The following is a 15,505-nucleotide window of genomic DNA, read 5'->3' as shown; positions in this document are numbered from 1 at the left end:
AGGTAAATAAAGCAGATTTATACAAGACCTTGTGGGCCGCCAGTATGATTTATTTATGAAAACTCCAAAGGCGGAGCCAACAGCAGACCTGCATGCCGTGCTGCTCCAGAACCTGGGGCTTGCCATCGCCGAAGGGACGCTGGCACCGCACTCGATCCTGCGCCTGGACGAGATTGAGGCCCGGCACAACGTCTCCCGGTCCGTGGTGCGGGAAGCCACCCGCGTGCTGTCCTCCAAGGGGATGCTGGAGTCGCGGCGGCGGCTGGGGACGGTGGTGCAGCCGGAGGAATCGTGGAACGCGTACGACCCGCAGGTAATCCGCTGGCGGCTGGCCTCGTCAAAGCGGCTGGAGCAGCTGCAGGCCCTGAACGAGCTCCGCGGGGCAATCGAACCGGCGGCCGCCCGGCTCGCTGCCGGGAGGGCTTCCTGGGATGCCGGGAGCGACCTCGTCTCGCTGGCCGCACGGCTGTGGGCATCCGGCCAGCGCGGAGACCGGGACGAGTTCCTGCGGCTCGACATCGAATTCCACGCGTCGGTACTCCGGGCCTCCGGCAACGCCATGTTCGCCCAGCTGCATAACCTGGTGACCGAGGTGCTGACCGGGCGCACCCAGCACGGACTCATGCCGCACTTGCCACACCACGAGGCCCTGCAGCTGCACGTCGATGTGGCCAGCGCTATTCAGCGCGGCGAGGCGGACGCCGCGCACGCCGCCATGAGCAGGATCGTGGAGCAGTCCACGGAGGAAATGGGCGACATCTGGTCCAGCTATCATGCCGGCGGCCCCGCCTCCCCCGAAGGGCAGCGCTTCCCCGAATGACAACGCGGGGACACTTCCGGCCCATCCCCGGACCGGCGCTAAGTGACCCCGCGTTGCCTTGTTAGCCCGTTGCCTGTTAGCGGCCGCCCTCGAGCTTCCGGCTGCGCTGTTCCTGGGCCATCGGCCCGTACGGATAGACGCCGACGCGCGGCCGGCTGGCCTCGGTCAGCCGCTCCGTCTCCTCCGCGGTGAGCCGCAGATCCGCGGCCGCGAGATTGTCCGCCAGTTGCGCGGTGGTGCGGGCGCCCAGGATCACCGAGGTGACCGCCGGCCGGTCCGCCAGCCAGGCCAGCGCCACCTGGGAGGGGCTCACGCCGTGGCGTCCGGCGGTCTGCTCCACCTCGGCAATCACGTCCCAGGTGCGCGGATCGGCGTTGCGGGCCTCCCAGGCCTCCATCCCCCGCTTCGGGTTTTCGCCCAGACGGGTGGCCCCGGCCGGCGGCTGGTCGCGCTTGTATTTGCCGGACAGCCACCCGCCGCCCAGCGGCGACCATGGCAGCAGCCCGATCCCGGCGTCGAGTGCGGCCGGCACAATTTCCGACTCGATCTCACGGACCAGCAGGCTGTACTGCGGCTGCAGCGTCACCGGGGCACTCCAGCCATGGGCCTTCGCCACATGGACGGCCTTGGTCAACTGCCAGCCCAGGAAGTTGGAGAAGCCGTAGTAGGCGATTTTGCCGCTGGTGACGGCGTCGTGCAGGAACCGGAGGGTCTCCTCGAGGGGCGTGACAGGATCCCACGCGTGCAGCTGGTAGAGATCGATCTGTTCTACGCCGAGCCGGCGCAGCGAGTCATCGAGTGCCCGGACCAGGTGCCGGCGGGAGGTTCCGACGTCGTTGGGGGCCTGGCCCATCGGGAAGCGGCCCTTCGTGGCCACCACCGCCCGGTCCCGGACCTCGGCCCGGTCCGCCAGCCACCGGCCGATGATTTCCTCCGACACCCCCGAGCTGTAGACGTCGGCGGTGTCGATGAAGTTGCCGCCCGCCGCGAAGTAGTCATCCAGGATCGCGCGGGATTGCTCCTCGGTGGCCTCGGCGCCAAAAGTCATGGTGCCCAGCGCATAGTTGGAGACGACGGCGCCGCTGTTGCCCAGGGTGCGGTATTGCATGGAGCTCCTCAAGTTGGGGTCAGTCTTCCGTGGGGGTGGTGCGCAGCGGGTGGTAGTTCCGCCAGGTGTGCTCCGGCGCGTAGCCCAGCAGCCGCTTGGCCTTGTCGATCGAGAGCATGGTCTCGTGCTCGGCCAGGTCCTTGACCACTTTGACGTTCGGGAACACCTCGGCGGCCAGGCTTGCGCTGGAGCGGCTCATCACCGTGTCCTCGTTGGCGATGATGAACGCCTCGAACCCGGGCTTGCCGTGCTCCAGGGCTCGGGCCACGGCCTGGGCGCCGTCCCGGCCGTCAATGTAGCCCCAGAGATTCCACTTGCGCGCCCGCGCGTCGTGGTCGAAGGAGGGGAATTCCTCATAGTCCTCCGGGTCCATCACATTGGAAAACCGCAGGCCGGTGATGCTCAGGGCCGGGTCCCAGCGGGTCAGCTGGATGGCCATCTGCTCCTCAAGGTGTTTGACCAGGGAGTACGTGCTTTCCGGCCGGGCGGGGTAGTCCTCATCGACCGGGATGTAGGGAGGGTCGACGTCGAAAGGCAGCCCCAGCACCGTCTCACTGGACGCGTAGACGATTTTCTTGATCCCGGCCCGGCGGGCAGCCTGGAACACGTTGTAGGTGGACTGCATGTTGTTCTCGAAGGTGGCGGCATCAGGGGCATGGCCCGGGGCAGGAATCGCGGCCAGGTGCACCACGGCGTCAAAGCCGGCATGGCGGTCCTCCAGGCCGAGGAACACGTCCACCACCTGGCCGTAGTTGCGCAGGTCCACCTCCGTGAAGCCGCGGCCGCGCACACCTGTGCGGTCCAGGTTGGTCACCTCGTGCCCGTCATCGCTGAGCCGCCGCACGACGTTTCGGCCCAGCTTTCCGCTTCCTCCGGTAACAGCAACTTTCATCAGGAACTCCTCGGGTGGCAGGCTCGGCTGGACGTCATGGTCCGGCCAATGGGCCGGCACCTGCTCCGGTGCCGGCAATCACCGTTCCACCCTAAGCGGAGGCGGCCGCGGTGCCCAGCCCCGCGTGACTTTCGGCCCTAGGCAGTCCCGGGGGCAGGGGCAAGGCTGGGGACCATGAACGGTGATCAGCGCATTGTCGTGGGTGTGGACGGTTCGGAGTTTTCGACGACGGCGCTCCGCCTCGCCGGGCGCATGTCCACCGCTTTGAACATCCCGTTGGAAGTCATCACCTGCCTGGGAACTTCTGATTTCTTCCTGGCCTCCCACCTGCCCGAGGACAGAACGCCCACCCTCGATGAGCTGGAGGAGACGGCCGAACGCCTCGTGGACCAGGCACTGGAGCGGGCCTTCGGCGAATCGCGTCCGGAAGGACTTAACCGCTCGGTCAAGTTCGGGGCGCCCGCCAAGGTCCTCGTCGAGGAAAGCCAGCACGCCGAAATGCTCGTGGTGGGCCGGCGCGGCAAGGGCGGCTTCCTCCATCAGGTCATGGGCTCGGTGAGCGCGGCCGTCGCGGCCCACTCCCACTGCCCGGTGGTGGTGGTCGGGCCGGAATCGGACGACCCCAGGGGCCGGACCAGCGCATGAGGTCCCTCGCGTGAGCGGTCAGCACGTCCCCGGCCGGTTGCGCGGACCGCTCGCGGCGCTGGCCGCGGCATCGGCGGGCGCAGCCTACGTCCTGGCTGTCCGGCCGCGGCTCCTGCGCTGGGGGGCCACCACCCAGGAGGCCGCCGGCCCGCTCGCCGGGGACGAGATCGTGCCCGCCCCGCGCATGCAAAGCACCCGCGCGATCACTATTGCGGCCCCCGTGGCAGAGGTCTGGCCGTGGCTTGTCCAGATGGGCGCCGGGCGGGGCGGCTTCTACTCCTACGACTGGCTCGAACGCGGCGCGGGTCTGGGCATCCGGAGTGCGGACCGGATTCTCCCGGAGCTGCAGCGCCTGAAAGTTGGCGACGTCGTTCCGCTGTCACCCGACGGCGGCCTTCCGGTCCGGCTCATCCAGTCCGGGGCGGCGCTGGGGCTGGGCGGAACCATCGATCTGCGCACGGGGAGGATGTCGCCGGCAGGGGCCCGTCCCACCGGGCGCCGGCTGGACGTCGGCTGGACGTTCGTGTTGCGACCTGCCGGGCCCCAGGCCACCAGGCTGCTGTCCCGCACCCGCTACGACTTTTCGCCCCTGGCGGAGGGTCTGGCCCTGCGTGCACTGCTGGAACCGGTGCAGTTCCTGATGGAACGGCGGATGCTCCTGGGGATCCGGTCCAGGGCAGAGGGCCGCCGGAGCTAGGGTCCGCGGACTTCGTTGTCCCGGCCTTCCCCGGTTCTGGTCCCCTCAGACACCCGCGCCCCCTCAGACGCCCGCGGCCCGCGCGCCGGCACCGTTCGGCGGCAGCAGGTAGTCGATAAACCAGTCCCGCGCCAGGATGGCCGCCGCCGCGAGCGTGCCCGGTTCTTCAAACAAGTGCGTTGCCCCCTGCACGACGGCGAGCTGGCTGGGACTGCGCATCATCGCCTTCGCCCGGCGGTTCAGTTCCAGGACCTCGTGGTCCAGGCTCCCCACAATCAGGAGCGTGGGCGCCTTGACGGCGGACAACCGCGGGCCGGCGAGGTCGGGGCGGCCGCCGCGGGACACGACAGCCGCGATCCGCGCCGACGGCTCCGACGCCGCCCACAGCGCAGCCCCGGCTCCCGTGCTCGCACCGAAGTACCCCAGAGCGCAGGAGGCCGTGTCCGCCCGGGTGGAAAGCCAGTCCGTGGCCGAGGACAGCCTGCGGGCCAGGAGTTCGATGTCAAAGACGTTGGCGCGGTGGCGCTCCTCCGCCGGCGTCAGCAGGTCCAGCAGCAGCGTGCCGAGACCGGCCTGCTGCAGGACGCCGGCCACGTACCGGTTCCGGGGGCTGTGGCGGCTGCTGCCGCTGCCATGGGCGAACAGCACCACGGCGCTGGCCGGCACCGGAAGGTGCAGCTGGGCCTGGAGCCGCACCCCGCGGGACGGGATCTCCACTTCCTCGTCGACGTCGGCGGGGTTGTCGGCGCGGGTCGCCGTCGAGGTCCAGAAAGGCGGCGGTGCGGCCTCGACGCGTTTGGCCGCAAGATCGAGCAGGCGCAGCACCTCGTCGTCGTCAGTCGGCGAGAAGTCCCGGTAGTGGTATCCGACGGCGGTGAACTGGCGCGGCGTCGCCAGGCAGACCACCTCGTCCGGTTCCGTCAGGTCGGCGAGGGTCTCGGCGGGGGCAACCGGAACGGCCAGGATCACGCGGGCCGCACCCTGTTTGCGGGCGACCCGGCAGGCCACGCGGGCGGTGGAGCCGGTGGCGATCCCGTCGTCGACGATCACCGCGATGCGTCCGGTCAGGTCGTGCCGGGTCCGGCCCTTCCGGAACAGGACCACCCGGTTTTCCAGCACGCCGCGTTCGCGTTCTTCAACAGCCTGGAGTTCCTCACCGCTGACCCGCGCATGGGCCAGGACCTCCTCGTCCAGGACTTTGGCGCCGCCTTCACCGATTGCCCCCATGGCGAGCTCGGGCTGGTAGGGAAGCCCAAGTTTCCGCACCACAATCACGTCCAGGGGAGCATCCAGGGCGGCGGCGACTTCGAAGGCCACGGGCACGCCGCCGCGCGGCAGGCCCAGGACCACAATGTCCTGGCCACGCAATTCCGCCAGACGCCTGCCGAGCTGCCTGCCGGCGTCGACCCTGTCTTCAAAGATGCTCATGGGCTATGGCTTTCAAGTCGAAGCGTGGGCCATCGGCCATCAGTCGTGTGCTGCTGAAACTGGTGCGCTCCTACGGGTTCCCCTAACCCGAACAGGACCAGGTGGCCGCTGCCTCCAACTATCCGCCCGCGCCCGAAACCCTGTGAGGGCCTTTGTGCCCGAGTTTGCGTCGACGGCGCCAGCCCGGCCCACGGTGGACGAGCAGCGGCCTGGCCGCCGGGATGCTGAAGCGGGCGGCCCGGCGGGCAATGCGGTGGGTCTGGCCGCGGTGCCGGAGCGCCGCCGGCCCGCGTGAGACAGGCTGCTGGGCGGCCCGGGAGTAGAACCAGACTTTCGCCATTTCCACCAGCACCAGGTACACCACTGCCATCCCGAGCAAGGCGAGGAAGAACGGCACAGGCAGCGGATCGAAGCCCAGCACGCCGGCCAGGGGCGAGAACGGCAGGTACACCCCGAGGGCCACCACGCCCAGGGAGGCCCCGACCAGGCCCAGCGACGGCCTGCTCCGGAAGAAGGGCACGCGCCGGGTCCTGATGACGAAGATGATCAGGGTCTGCGTCACGATGGACTCGATGAACCAGCCGGCCCGGAATTCGCCCGGAACCGCGTCGAAGACGAAAAGCATGAGGGCGAAGGTCGCGAAGTCGAAGATGGAGCTGATGGGGCCAAACAGGAACATGAAACGCCGGATGAAGCCGATGTCCCAGTGCGATGGGGCCACCAGCTGTTCCTTGTCCACCCGGTCGCCCGGAATGGCCAGCTGGCCGGCATCGTAGAGCAGGTTGTTGAGCAGAATCTGGCCCGGCAGCATCGGCAGGAAACTCAACACCACGGAGGCCGTGGCCGCGCTGAACATGTTGCCGAAGTTGCTGGACGTGCCCATGAGAACGTACTTGATGGTGTTGGCGAAGATCCGCCGGCCTTCCATGACGCCCTCGGCCAACACCCCCAGGTCTTTGTCGAGCAGCACGACGTCGGCGGCGTCCTTGGCGACGTCGGTGGCGCTGTCGACCGAGATGCCGATGTCCGCGGCATGCAGTGCAAGGGCGTCGTTGACGCCGTCGCCCATGAACCCGACGGCGCCGCCGCTTAGCCGCAGCAGCCGGATGATCCGAGCCTTCTGTTCCGGCGACACGCGGGCGAAGATGCTCGCCTCCCGTGCGGCGGCAGCCAGCTCCGGATCGGACATGGCCTCCACGGCAGCGCCGCTGAGCGTCCCGCCGGAGAGCACGCCGAGTTCGTCACAGACCTTTTCGGCGACCCTGGCGTTGTCGCCGGTGGCGATCTTGACCGTAATGCCGAGCGCCTCGAGCTGGTCAAGGGAGGCCCGTGCATTGGCTTTGGGCCGGTCCAGGAAGATGAGGAAACCGGCAAGGACCAGATCCTTCTCGTCGGGCGGCGTCAGGTCCTCCATGCCGCCCGCGGGTCGCGTTCCGACAGCCACCACCCGGGATCCGGCGTCGAACTGCTTGTCCAGCATCGCCTGCACGTCCGCCGGCGTGCCCACGCAGAGCGCCAGGACATCTTCCGGCGAGCCTTTTGTGATGATGCGGGCAGGTCCGTTCGCTTCGCGCACCAGCACGCTGGTCCGGCGGCGCTGGTGGTCGAAGTCTATGACGTCCAGCCGTTCGTAGCGCTCCGGCCGGAAGCCCGCCGCGTCGGGTGATTCCCAGAGTGCGGCATCCAAGGGGTTCAGGCCAACCGTAGAGAGCCTCGCCTCGGCGTATTCGGCCTCTGTCGCCAGCAGTCCGAGCGTGAGCAGCTCAGCGGGCCCGATGCCCGCGCCGACGGGCAACGCGGCGGTGAAGCTGATCCGGCCCTCGGTCAGCGTCCCGGTCTTGTCCGTGACCAGGATGTCCATGTCGCCCAGGTCCTCGATGCAGACCAGGCGTTTCACCAGGACCTTGCGCCGGGCCAGTTGCCGGGTGCCCGTGGCCAGGCTGGTGCTGACCACCGCGGGCAGCAGCTGCGGAGTGATGCCGACCGCGATCGCCAGGGAGAACAGCAGGGATTCGATCACGGGCCGGTGCAGCAGCAGGTTTGCGACGAAGATGAGCGAGCTCAGTCCGATGGCCACCTGCAGCAGCAGGAAGGAGAACCGTTTGAGGCCCAGCTGGAACTCGGTCTGCGGCTGCCGTTCGCCCAGGCCCAGTGCAATCCGGCCGAATTCCGCCCGGCCTCCGGTGGCGACCACCACCGCCGTGCAGCTGCCGGACTGGAGCACGGTCCCCATGAAGACGCAGCTGGTCAGGTCCGCCAGCGGGGCATCCTGCGGCACGGGCGCAGGATCCTTGGCGACCGGCAGCGATTCCCCGGTCAGGATGCTTTCATCACACAGGAGATCCTTGGCCGTCAGCACCCGCATGTCCGCCGGAATGATCGCGCCGATCCCCAGGTGGACGACGTCGCCGGGCACCAGCGCGGTGACGTCGATTTCGCCCGGACTTCCGTCGCGGACGACGACGGCGCGGTGCGTGACGCGGGAATGCAAGGCCTCCGCAGCGCGTTCGGCCCGGTATTCGTTGCTGAACCCCAGCCCGACGCTGACCAACAGGATCACGCCGATGACGATCGCGTTCGTGGCGTCCCCGAGAAACAGTGAAAGCCCGGCGGTGATGAGCAGGAGGAGCAGGATGGGGCTCGCCAGCTGCCGGCCCAGCACCGACCACCCGCTGGCCATGTGGGTCCGCACCGCATTCGGCCCTATTTCCGTCAGGCGCCTGCCCGCTTCGGCACCCGTCAGTCCGTTCCCGCCCGAGCCCAGCTCGTCCAACACGGCGGCAACGGGCCGGCCCGCGGCGCGGGCGATCGCCAGCGGGGCGGAGGGTGAGTCCTTGACATCCAGCTCTGGCATACGGAATCCGTTCGCGACATTTCGCCTAAGGCACAGCTTATGCCCGGGACGAACGGTTCAGGAGCCGTCGGGTCCGGAGCCCGTGTGGAACCTGCGTTTCCCGGATGTATATACTCTCCCGGTACGGTTTTGCAGCGAGCCGTTGGATTGTTCTTCGATCCGGCCGCTGCCGTATCCGCCCCTTGCCGCGGTGGGAAGCACAGCCGGGTCGTCTTGACCTGAGTGAAACGGCACAACAGATAAGTGGTCAGCGAGTCAACCGCAAATTCAATAAACCAGCAGCTGCATGAACTGGTGCTCAGCAGCTCCGACGTCGAGGATTTCCTCTGGGAGCTGGCCCGCGTATCCGCGCGCAGCCTGTCCGAGCCAGGGGACGAGATCCTGTGCGGCATCACGCTCCTTCGGGAAAAGAAGGCGGCCACCGTCGCGAGCAGCAGCCCCGCCGCGCAGGCCATGGACGAAATCCAGTACACCTTCGGTGACGGCCCTTGCATGACGGCTTCCCGGGAACAGGTAACCGTCCACGTTGAGGACCTTGAACTCGATGGCCGTTGGCCGGAGTACGCCGCGGCGGTACGGGGGCACGGCTTCCGGTCGATCCTGGCGCTGCCGTTCCTGCTGGAAGGCGAGACCCGGGCCGCCCTGAACCTCTATTCGCACCGGCCGGGCCGGTTCGATCACCGCGCCACGGAGCTGGCCCGTGACTTCGTCCACCAGACCTCCATGGCCCTGCGCCTCGCCGTCCGGTTCGCGCACAGCAGCGATACAGCCGCCAACCTCAAGGCCACCCTGGAGACGCGGACCGTGATCGACGTCGCCGTCGGCATCATCATGGCGCAGAACCGCTGCAGCCAGGACGAGGCGTTCGAGCTCCTGAAGTCGGCCTCGAGCGCCCGGAACATCAAGCTCCACGCCGTCGCGGCCGGCGTGGTTGAGTCACTCGGGCAGGGCCCCACCCGGACCCACTTCGACGTCTAACCCCGGCCCCGGGCAGCCAGTGCGGTCAGGCCGGGCTTCCGGGCAGCGGCTCGCCCGCCGCCGCGCCAAGGCCCGTGAACGCCAGAATGCCGTCCCGCACTTCGAGTGCCCGGTTGTGCTGGACGACGTGACCGGTTCCCTGCACTTCCAGCAGCCGCCCGCGGCTGGCGAGCCCGGCCAGCCGGCGGCACCAGTCTGCATCCGCGATGGGGTCGTTGGCGCCGCGCACCACGAGGACCGGTGCGCTGACGCCGGCGATCTTCTGTTCCATGGGGTACTCCTTCATGACCTGCAGGGTCTTCAAGTACCAGGAGGGACCGCAACGCAGGTAGTCGGTGAAAACCAAGGCGTTCGAGGAGGGGCTCTCGTAGAACAGGCAGTCACGGCCCAGCGCCAGGGCCATCTGTGCCACGGATCCGTGCCTGGGGTCCACCACGGGACCCATCAGCACCACATTCGAGATCTGTTCCGGCTGCTGAAGGGCCGCCTCCAGGGCCATCTGTGTTCCCATTGAGTGCCCCACCAGCACTATTTCCGCAACGCCCAGCTGTTCCATGGCGCCGAGGATGTAACGGGCGTGGTCGGCAATGGACAGCTGGTACGCGGGCTTGGGTGTGGCGCCGAATCCCGGCAGGTCGATGGAGTAGGTCTCCATCGACCCGGCCAGGAGCCGGTGCAGCCGGCGCAGGTAGCGGTGTGACGCGCCGATTCCGTGGATGAGCACGACGGCGGGCGCGGACCCGCCGGCCATTTCGCGCGAGGCGAAGACGTGGCCGGCGTGGCCCGCGGCTGAAATCTCCAGGCGGACCGGACCGGTCATGCTGTGAACGACCGCGGCGGGGAGCACGGGTACAGGAGGGACCGCGTGGCAACTGCCGGGGTCATGAAGGGCTCGTTTCGTCGCCGGGTGGTCAGCCCAGTCTAGTAAGCCTGCTGGCTAGAACCCTGACGCCGTGCGGGGCAGCCGGCCCTTCAGGATGATCCGGCGGATCAGTTGTCCCGCTTGTCCCGCTCCTCGAACTCCTCATCGAGGTCATAGTGCCGGAACTCCGTCTCCGGATTCGGCTCGCCCTCCACCACGTACTCATAGTCCAGTTGGCGCTCGACTTGGCTGTCGAGGACCTGAAGATCCTTGTCCGGCAACTTGCTGAGATCGTCCGGGAAGTCATCTTCCGGGCTGAGGTGCAGCTTCTCGGTCATTGCATGGCTCCCTTGGCCAGGGGATGGACTCGCGCTTGCACTGTCCTGGCTGCATTCAGGATAGCCCTTACTGCCGGCGCGGCCGAGGGCCCGATTTAGGCGGGCTCGGAGCCGACGTTCACCAGCCAGTCCACGCCAAACCTGTCCTTGCACATGCCGAAGACGTCGCCCCAGGGTGCCTTCTCCAGCGGCATGGCGACTGTGCCGCCATCGGCCAGCTTGTCGAAGTAGCCGCGGAGCTCAGCTTCGTTGGATCCGCTCAGGGACACGGAAAAGTTGTTGCCCGCGGTGTAGTCCATGCTGTTGGGCGTGTCCGCGCCCATCAGCACCATGCCGGCGTCCGTCCTGAGCTGGGCATGCATGATTTTCTCCTGCTCCGCCGGGTCTTCGCTGGCGTGGTATTCGGCGAAGGTACTCATGGTCAGTTCCCCGCCGAACACCGACTGGTAGAAGGTCATGGCATCTTTCGCGTTGTCGCGGAAGCCGAGGTAGGGATTGAGCGTAGTCATGTCCGAAACTCCTTGCTGTTGGGGGCGCCGGCCGGGCGGCAACGACGACGGTGCACGGTACAGGGCATATCCTGCCGCAAAACCAACAGCGTGGGTAGGTGTCCGGCCGCGGAACCGGGCAGCCCGGGACTAAGCAGGTGAACGGCCGGCCGAGAGCGTCCGGCGGCGGCCGGTGCCGCCGTCGGACGCTGCGGCGGGATTGCGGCTACGGCGTCTGGCCTGCGTGCTCGCCTTCGGCGATTTCCTCAAGGAGTTTGGCGTTGAAGGCCGGAAGGTCACGCGGGCTGCGGCTGGTCACCAGGCCCTGGTCCACCACGACCTCCTCGTCAGTCCAGATCGCGCCGGCATTCTTCAGGTCCGTCTGCAGCGTGTGGTAGGAGGTCAGGTTCCTGCCGCTGACCACGCCGGCGTCGATGAGCAGCCACGGGCCGTGGCAGATGGCGGCGACGGGCTTGTGCTGCTCGAAGAAGGCACGCGTGAACGCCTGGGCCTCCTTGTCGACTCTGAGGTGATCGGCGTTGACCACGCCGCCGGGGATGACCAGGGCGTGGAAATCGGCGGCGTCGGCCCGCCCCACGGCGAGGTCGACGGCGAACCGCTGCCCCTTTTCGGTGCCGTCATAGCCCTGCAGCTCTCCGCTCTTCGGCGAGACCAGGGTTGGCACGCCGCCGGCTTCCTTGACGGCATCCCACGGGCTGGTCAGCTCCACTTGCTCCACACCGTCCGTAAGCAGGAACGCGACTTTCTTGCCGGAAAGATTGTGCTCTGACATGTGTCCTCCTCGTGCCGGGCGCGGGCCGGGCAAAATTCGTTCAGTGCCGGCGCCAGCGCAGTGTCCCACTTGGTTTGCAGACCTAACTCTAGAAAGCCGCCAAGTCGTAAGCAAGCTGATGATGCATTGCAGGGACCCCGCCGGCACAGGACGGGAAGCTGAGAGAATGGGCCCATGGAAGTCGCTTTCGGGCTGCTGGCCCTCGTCGCCATCGTCTGTGCCTGCAGCGCACTGGGCCAAAGGATCAACATCTCCGTCCCCCTGCTGCTGGTGCTGGCCGGCGTGGTGTGCTCGTTCCTGCCGTTCGTTCCGACCATCGAGCTGAACCCCGAAATCGTTCTGGTCGGGCTGTTGCCGCCGTTGCTCTATGCGGCGGCGCTGCAGACCTCGCTGTTCGATTTCCGTTCCAACCGCCGCTCCATCGGCCTGTTGTCGGTCGGCTACGTCATTTTCGGCACCGTCAGCATCGGGCTGGTGGTCGCCTGGCTGTTTCCCGAGATCCCGCTGGCGGCCGCCATGGCCCTGGGCGCCGTCGTCGCGCCCCCGGACGCCGTGGCTGCGACGGCGATTGCGCGAAAGGTGGGCATGCCCCGCAGGGTTGTCACCATCCTGGAGGGCGAATCGCTGGTCAACGACGCCACGGCGCTGGTCTGCCTGCGTGCTGCCATCGCCGCGATCGCCGGAGCTGTCTCCGCCGCGGAGATTGCCGGCGGCTTCGTCCTGGCGGCCGGCGGGGGCGTGGCGGTGGGCGTTGCCGCGGCCTTCGTGCTCACCGCGCTCCGCAAGCGGATCCGCAACGTGGCCATCAACACTTCCACGTCCCTGATCGCCCCGCTTGTGGCCTACCTCCCGGCGGAAGCGATCCACGCCTCCGGCGTCCTGGCCGTCGTCGTCACCGGCCTGATCATGGGGACCAAGGCGCCGTCCATGCCAAACGGGGCGGCCCGGCTGAGCCAGCGCAGCAATTGGCACACGGTCCAGTTCCTGCTGGAGAACTCCGTTTTCCTCCTGATCGGGCTGCAGGTCCGGACCATCATCGAGGGCGTCCGGGATGACTCGCTGGGGCCGGAACGGATCTGGTTCGGCTGTGCCGCCGTGCTGCTGGCCGTGCTGGTCCTGCGTCCGGTCTGGGTCTTCCCCGCAACATACCTGCCGCGGCTCATTCCCGTGGTCCGGCGCAAGGATCCCGCGCCGCCCTGGCAATTTCCGGTGATCGTCTCCTGGGCCGGCATGCGCGGCGTGGTGACGCTTGCCGCCGTCCTGGTCCTGCCGGCGGAGCTGGAGCACCGGTCGGTCCTGATCCTGATGGCCCTCGTGGTGGTGGCCGGCACGCTGACCCTGCAGGGTTTCACGCTCCCGGCCCTGGTCCGGTTGCTGCACGTGAACGGACCGGACCCGCGCGAGGACGCGCTCAACGAGGCGTCGCTGATGCAGATGGCGACGGCGGCGGGCGTGCAGCGGCTCCAGGAACTGCGTTCGGACGCCGATCCCCCCGAAGTCGTGGCGATGCTGAAACGGCGCACCCAGGAGCGCGGGCTGGCCGCATGGGAGCGGTTGGGCCGGCCGTCCGCCGAAGCCGCCACCCCCAGCCAGCGGTACGCCCAACTCCGGCTGGCGATGCTGGACGCCGAGCGCACCAAGGTCCTCGAGCTGCGGCGCGGCGGCGGATACGCGCACGAGGTCCTGGTCAACGTCCTTGACCGCCTCGACGTCGAAGAGTCCATGCTGGACGCCGCACTGGAAGAACCGGACGCGGACGGCAGCGGCGGCGAGGGAATCGCCCGGCCCCGCGGCGTTTGTCCGCACCTGGAGTCCGCCCCGGATCTCACCGTCCCGTCTGGTCCCTTCTGTGAGGCGTGCGAACGGGAGGGGACGACGACGGTGCATCTGCGGATGTGCCTGCAGTGCGGCAACGTGGCCTGCTGCGATTCATCGCCGGGAACCCACGCGTACAAACACTTCCAGCTCAGCGGCCACCCCGTCATGCGCAGCGCCGAGCCGGGCGAGGACTGGCGCTGGTGCTACCCGGACGAACTCCTTGGCTAGGCCGCAGACGCCGGACAGCGCCGTCCGGCCCCGGGCCCGGGCGCCCCTGTTCACCGCACCCTCCCCTCCGTAGGCTGGAAGGGGACCTGCTGGAAGTGGACCCTGCGAAGAGAAGGCGGCCCGCCGCCGTCGGACGAAAAGAGGACACCGTGGACAACCAAGACATCCTGGAGCGCATCAAGGACCTCGTGGAGGAGGAACACGGCCTCCGCGAAGGCTCGACCCAGTCTGGCGGGACCGGAAGCCCGGACATCCTCCGGCTGCAGCAGGTGGAAGAACAGCTGGATCAGTGCTGGGACCTGCTCCGCCAGCGGCGCGCGAAAAGAGACTATGGCGAGAATCCTGACGAGGCGGAAGTGCGGCCGGTCAGCGAGGTCGAAGGCTACCAAAGCTAGCCCCCGGCCCTGACCTGACAGGCAGGCAGGCGGGCAGGCGGGCAGGCGGGCAGGCAGTCCATGCTGATCGCGCTGCTGGGAGACGTCATGCTGGGCCGGCTGGTGAACCGGCACCTGGCAGCGGCCGGGCCTGCCTATCCGTGGGGCGACACGCTGGCGGTCCTGGAGCAGGCCGATGTCCGCGTCGCCAACCTCGAGTGTGTCCTGGCGGCCGGCGGCGAGCCCGAGCCCGGCAAGATCTTCCATTTCCGCTCGGACCCGAAGAATGTGGCCAGCCTCCTCGCGGCCGGGATCGACGTCGTCTCGCTCGCCAACAACCACGTCCTGGATTTCGGCCAGGACGCGTTCGGGGAGATGCTGCCGGCGCTGGACGGCTGCGGCATCCTCCATGCCGGGGCCGGCCCCGACCTGGAGTCCGCCCGCCGCCCGTCCGCGTGGCGCGTGGGCGCCGTCGCCGTCGGATTCATTGCCTTCACGGACAACGAGCCCGGCTGGGAGGCGGGCACCGCGGCTCCCGGGGTCTACTACGTCCCGGTGGAGGATGTTTCCGTTGATGAGGGCGGCCGGCGGGGCGGCCGGCGGGACGGACTGCTGGAACTGGTCGCCAGGACCAAGGCCCGTGTCCAGGTCCTCATCGTGTCAGCCCATTGGGGCGGCAATTGGGGCTACGACGTCCCGGCCGGGCATCAGGACTTTGCCCGGGACCTCATCGAGGCCGGGGCCGACGTCGTGTTCGGCCACTCGCCGCACATATTTCGCGGCGTCGGCATCCACCGGAACCGTCCGATCATCTTCAGCGCCGGGGACTTCATTGACGACTACGCTGTGGACCCGGTCGAGCGCAATGACCAGTCGTTCGTGTTCATGCTCGACACCGACGCCGGCGCACCCCGAACGCTTCGGCTGTATCCCACGATCATCGCCGGATTCCAGGCGCGCCTGGCCCGCGAATCGGCACCCGGCATTGCCGCCCGGATGCAGCGGCTGAGCGGTCAGTTGGGCACGCTGGGCTACTGGAACGCCTCCGGCCGCTGCCTTGAGATTCCGCTGGACAGGCCGGCGTTCTAAATCACAGGTTCTGGAATGCAGACCCAAGGTTGGTCAAAGATCCCCCTGTTACCGTTCCGTCAGGCCGTGTCATCCGGCGGGCCGGATTTGAAA

The 15,505-nt window shown here is 68.2% G+C and carries 15 protein-coding genes; 7 read left to right on the top strand and 8 right to left on the bottom strand.

Annotated features, from left to right (window positions below):
* Window positions 1–55 precede the first annotated feature (55 nt).
* Window positions 56–820, top strand: coding sequence for a FadR/GntR family transcriptional regulator (locus ARTB_RS17725; RefSeq protein WP_243181705.1), 765 nt, complete (start codon window positions 56–58; stop codon window positions 818–820).
* 76 nt (window positions 821–896) lie between these two features.
* Here ARTB_RS17725 and ARTB_RS17720 read toward each other — a convergent pair whose 3' ends face one another.
* Window positions 897–1,928 carry an aldo/keto reductase gene (locus tag ARTB_RS17720; RefSeq protein WP_028276120.1) on the bottom strand — a complete coding sequence of 344 codons (1,032 nt, stop codon included), beginning with the start codon at window positions 1,926–1,928 and terminating at the stop codon, window positions 897–899.
* Between the two features lie 19 nt (window positions 1,929–1,947).
* The gene (locus ARTB_RS17715) at window positions 1,948–2,820 is read right to left on the bottom strand and encodes an NAD-dependent epimerase/dehydratase family protein (protein ID WP_243181704.1); all 873 of its coding nucleotides are present in this window, start codon (window positions 2,818–2,820) and stop codon (window positions 1,948–1,950) included.
* A 174-nt stretch (window positions 2,821–2,994) separates the two neighbouring features.
* Between ARTB_RS17715 and ARTB_RS17710 the strand changes: the two genes are divergently transcribed.
* Together ARTB_RS17710 and ARTB_RS17705 are read left to right on the top strand one after the other, a co-directional pair.
* Complete coding sequence (locus ARTB_RS17710; protein ID WP_230012441.1) at window positions 2,995–3,465, top strand: universal stress protein; 471 nt, start codon at window positions 2,995–2,997, stop codon at window positions 3,463–3,465.
* A gap of 10 nt (window positions 3,466–3,475) precedes the next feature.
* On the top strand, window positions 3,476–4,162 hold the full coding sequence (locus tag ARTB_RS17705; RefSeq protein ID WP_243181703.1) for an SRPBCC family protein: 687 nt from the start codon (window positions 3,476–3,478) through the stop codon (window positions 4,160–4,162).
* 63 nt (window positions 4,163–4,225) lie between these two features.
* Here ARTB_RS17705 and ARTB_RS17700 read toward each other — a convergent pair whose 3' ends face one another.
* A complete protein-coding gene (locus ARTB_RS17700) occupies window positions 4,226–5,590 on the bottom strand; it encodes a phosphoribosyltransferase (RefSeq protein ID WP_243181702.1) in 1,365 nt (454 codons plus the stop codon).
* A gap of 118 nt (window positions 5,591–5,708) precedes the next feature.
* Window positions 5,709–8,444 (bottom strand): magnesium-translocating P-type ATPase, encoded by a 2,736-nt coding sequence (gene mgtA / locus ARTB_RS17695; RefSeq protein WP_243181701.1) that lies wholly within the window; start codon window positions 8,442–8,444, stop codon window positions 5,709–5,711.
* Between the two features lie 243 nt (window positions 8,445–8,687).
* Here mgtA and ARTB_RS17690 point away from each other — a divergent pair, with 243 nt between their 5' ends.
* Window positions 8,688–9,422 carry a GAF and ANTAR domain-containing protein gene (locus ARTB_RS17690; RefSeq protein WP_028276114.1) on the top strand — a complete coding sequence of 245 codons (735 nt, stop codon included), beginning with the start codon at window positions 8,688–8,690 and terminating at the stop codon, window positions 9,420–9,422.
* A 25-nt stretch (window positions 9,423–9,447) separates the two neighbouring features.
* Here ARTB_RS17690 and ARTB_RS17685 read toward each other — a convergent pair whose 3' ends face one another.
* The 4 genes from ARTB_RS17685 to ARTB_RS17670 all read right to left on the bottom strand — a co-directional run bounded on the left by ARTB_RS17685 (window position 9,448) and on the right by ARTB_RS17670 (window position 11,903).
* The gene (locus ARTB_RS17685) at window positions 9,448–10,242 is read right to left on the bottom strand and encodes an alpha/beta fold hydrolase (RefSeq protein WP_243181700.1); all 795 of its coding nucleotides are present in this window, start codon (window positions 10,240–10,242) and stop codon (window positions 9,448–9,450) included.
* A 170-nt stretch (window positions 10,243–10,412) separates the two neighbouring features.
* On the bottom strand, window positions 10,413–10,622 hold the full coding sequence (locus ARTB_RS17680; protein WP_243181699.1) for a hypothetical protein: 210 nt from the start codon (window positions 10,620–10,622) through the stop codon (window positions 10,413–10,415).
* Window positions 10,623–10,717: 95 nt separating this feature from the next.
* Window positions 10,718–11,131: a VOC family protein gene (locus tag ARTB_RS17675; RefSeq protein WP_028276112.1), complete on the bottom strand. Its 414-nt coding sequence runs from the start codon at window positions 11,129–11,131 to the stop codon at window positions 10,718–10,720.
* A gap of 205 nt (window positions 11,132–11,336) precedes the next feature.
* The gene (locus ARTB_RS17670; protein ID WP_243181698.1) at window positions 11,337–11,903 is read right to left on the bottom strand and encodes a type 1 glutamine amidotransferase domain-containing protein; all 567 of its coding nucleotides are present in this window, start codon (window positions 11,901–11,903) and stop codon (window positions 11,337–11,339) included.
* Window positions 11,904–12,077: 174 nt separating this feature from the next.
* Between ARTB_RS17670 and ARTB_RS17665 the strand changes: the two genes are divergently transcribed.
* From ARTB_RS17665 to ARTB_RS17655, 3 genes are all read left to right on the top strand, one after another.
* Window positions 12,078–13,949, top strand: coding sequence for a Na+/H+ antiporter (locus ARTB_RS17665; protein WP_243181697.1), 1,872 nt, complete (start codon window positions 12,078–12,080; stop codon window positions 13,947–13,949).
* A 149-nt stretch (window positions 13,950–14,098) separates the two neighbouring features.
* Window positions 14,099–14,344, top strand: coding sequence for a DUF2630 family protein (locus tag ARTB_RS17660; protein WP_243181696.1), 246 nt, complete (start codon window positions 14,099–14,101; stop codon window positions 14,342–14,344).
* Window positions 14,345–14,404: 60 nt separating this feature from the next.
* Window positions 14,405–15,412 carry a CapA family protein gene (locus ARTB_RS17655; protein ID WP_243181695.1) on the top strand — a complete coding sequence of 336 codons (1,008 nt, stop codon included), beginning with the start codon at window positions 14,405–14,407 and terminating at the stop codon, window positions 15,410–15,412.
* The last annotated feature ends 93 nt before the right edge of the window (window positions 15,413–15,505 follow it).

The sequence above is a fragment of the Arthrobacter humicola genome (assembly GCF_022803015.1).
GTDB classification, from domain to species: Bacteria; Actinomycetota; Actinomycetes; order Actinomycetales; family Micrococcaceae; genus Arthrobacter; species Arthrobacter humicola_A.
This window is presented reverse-complemented; position numbering and strand designations above follow the sequence as displayed.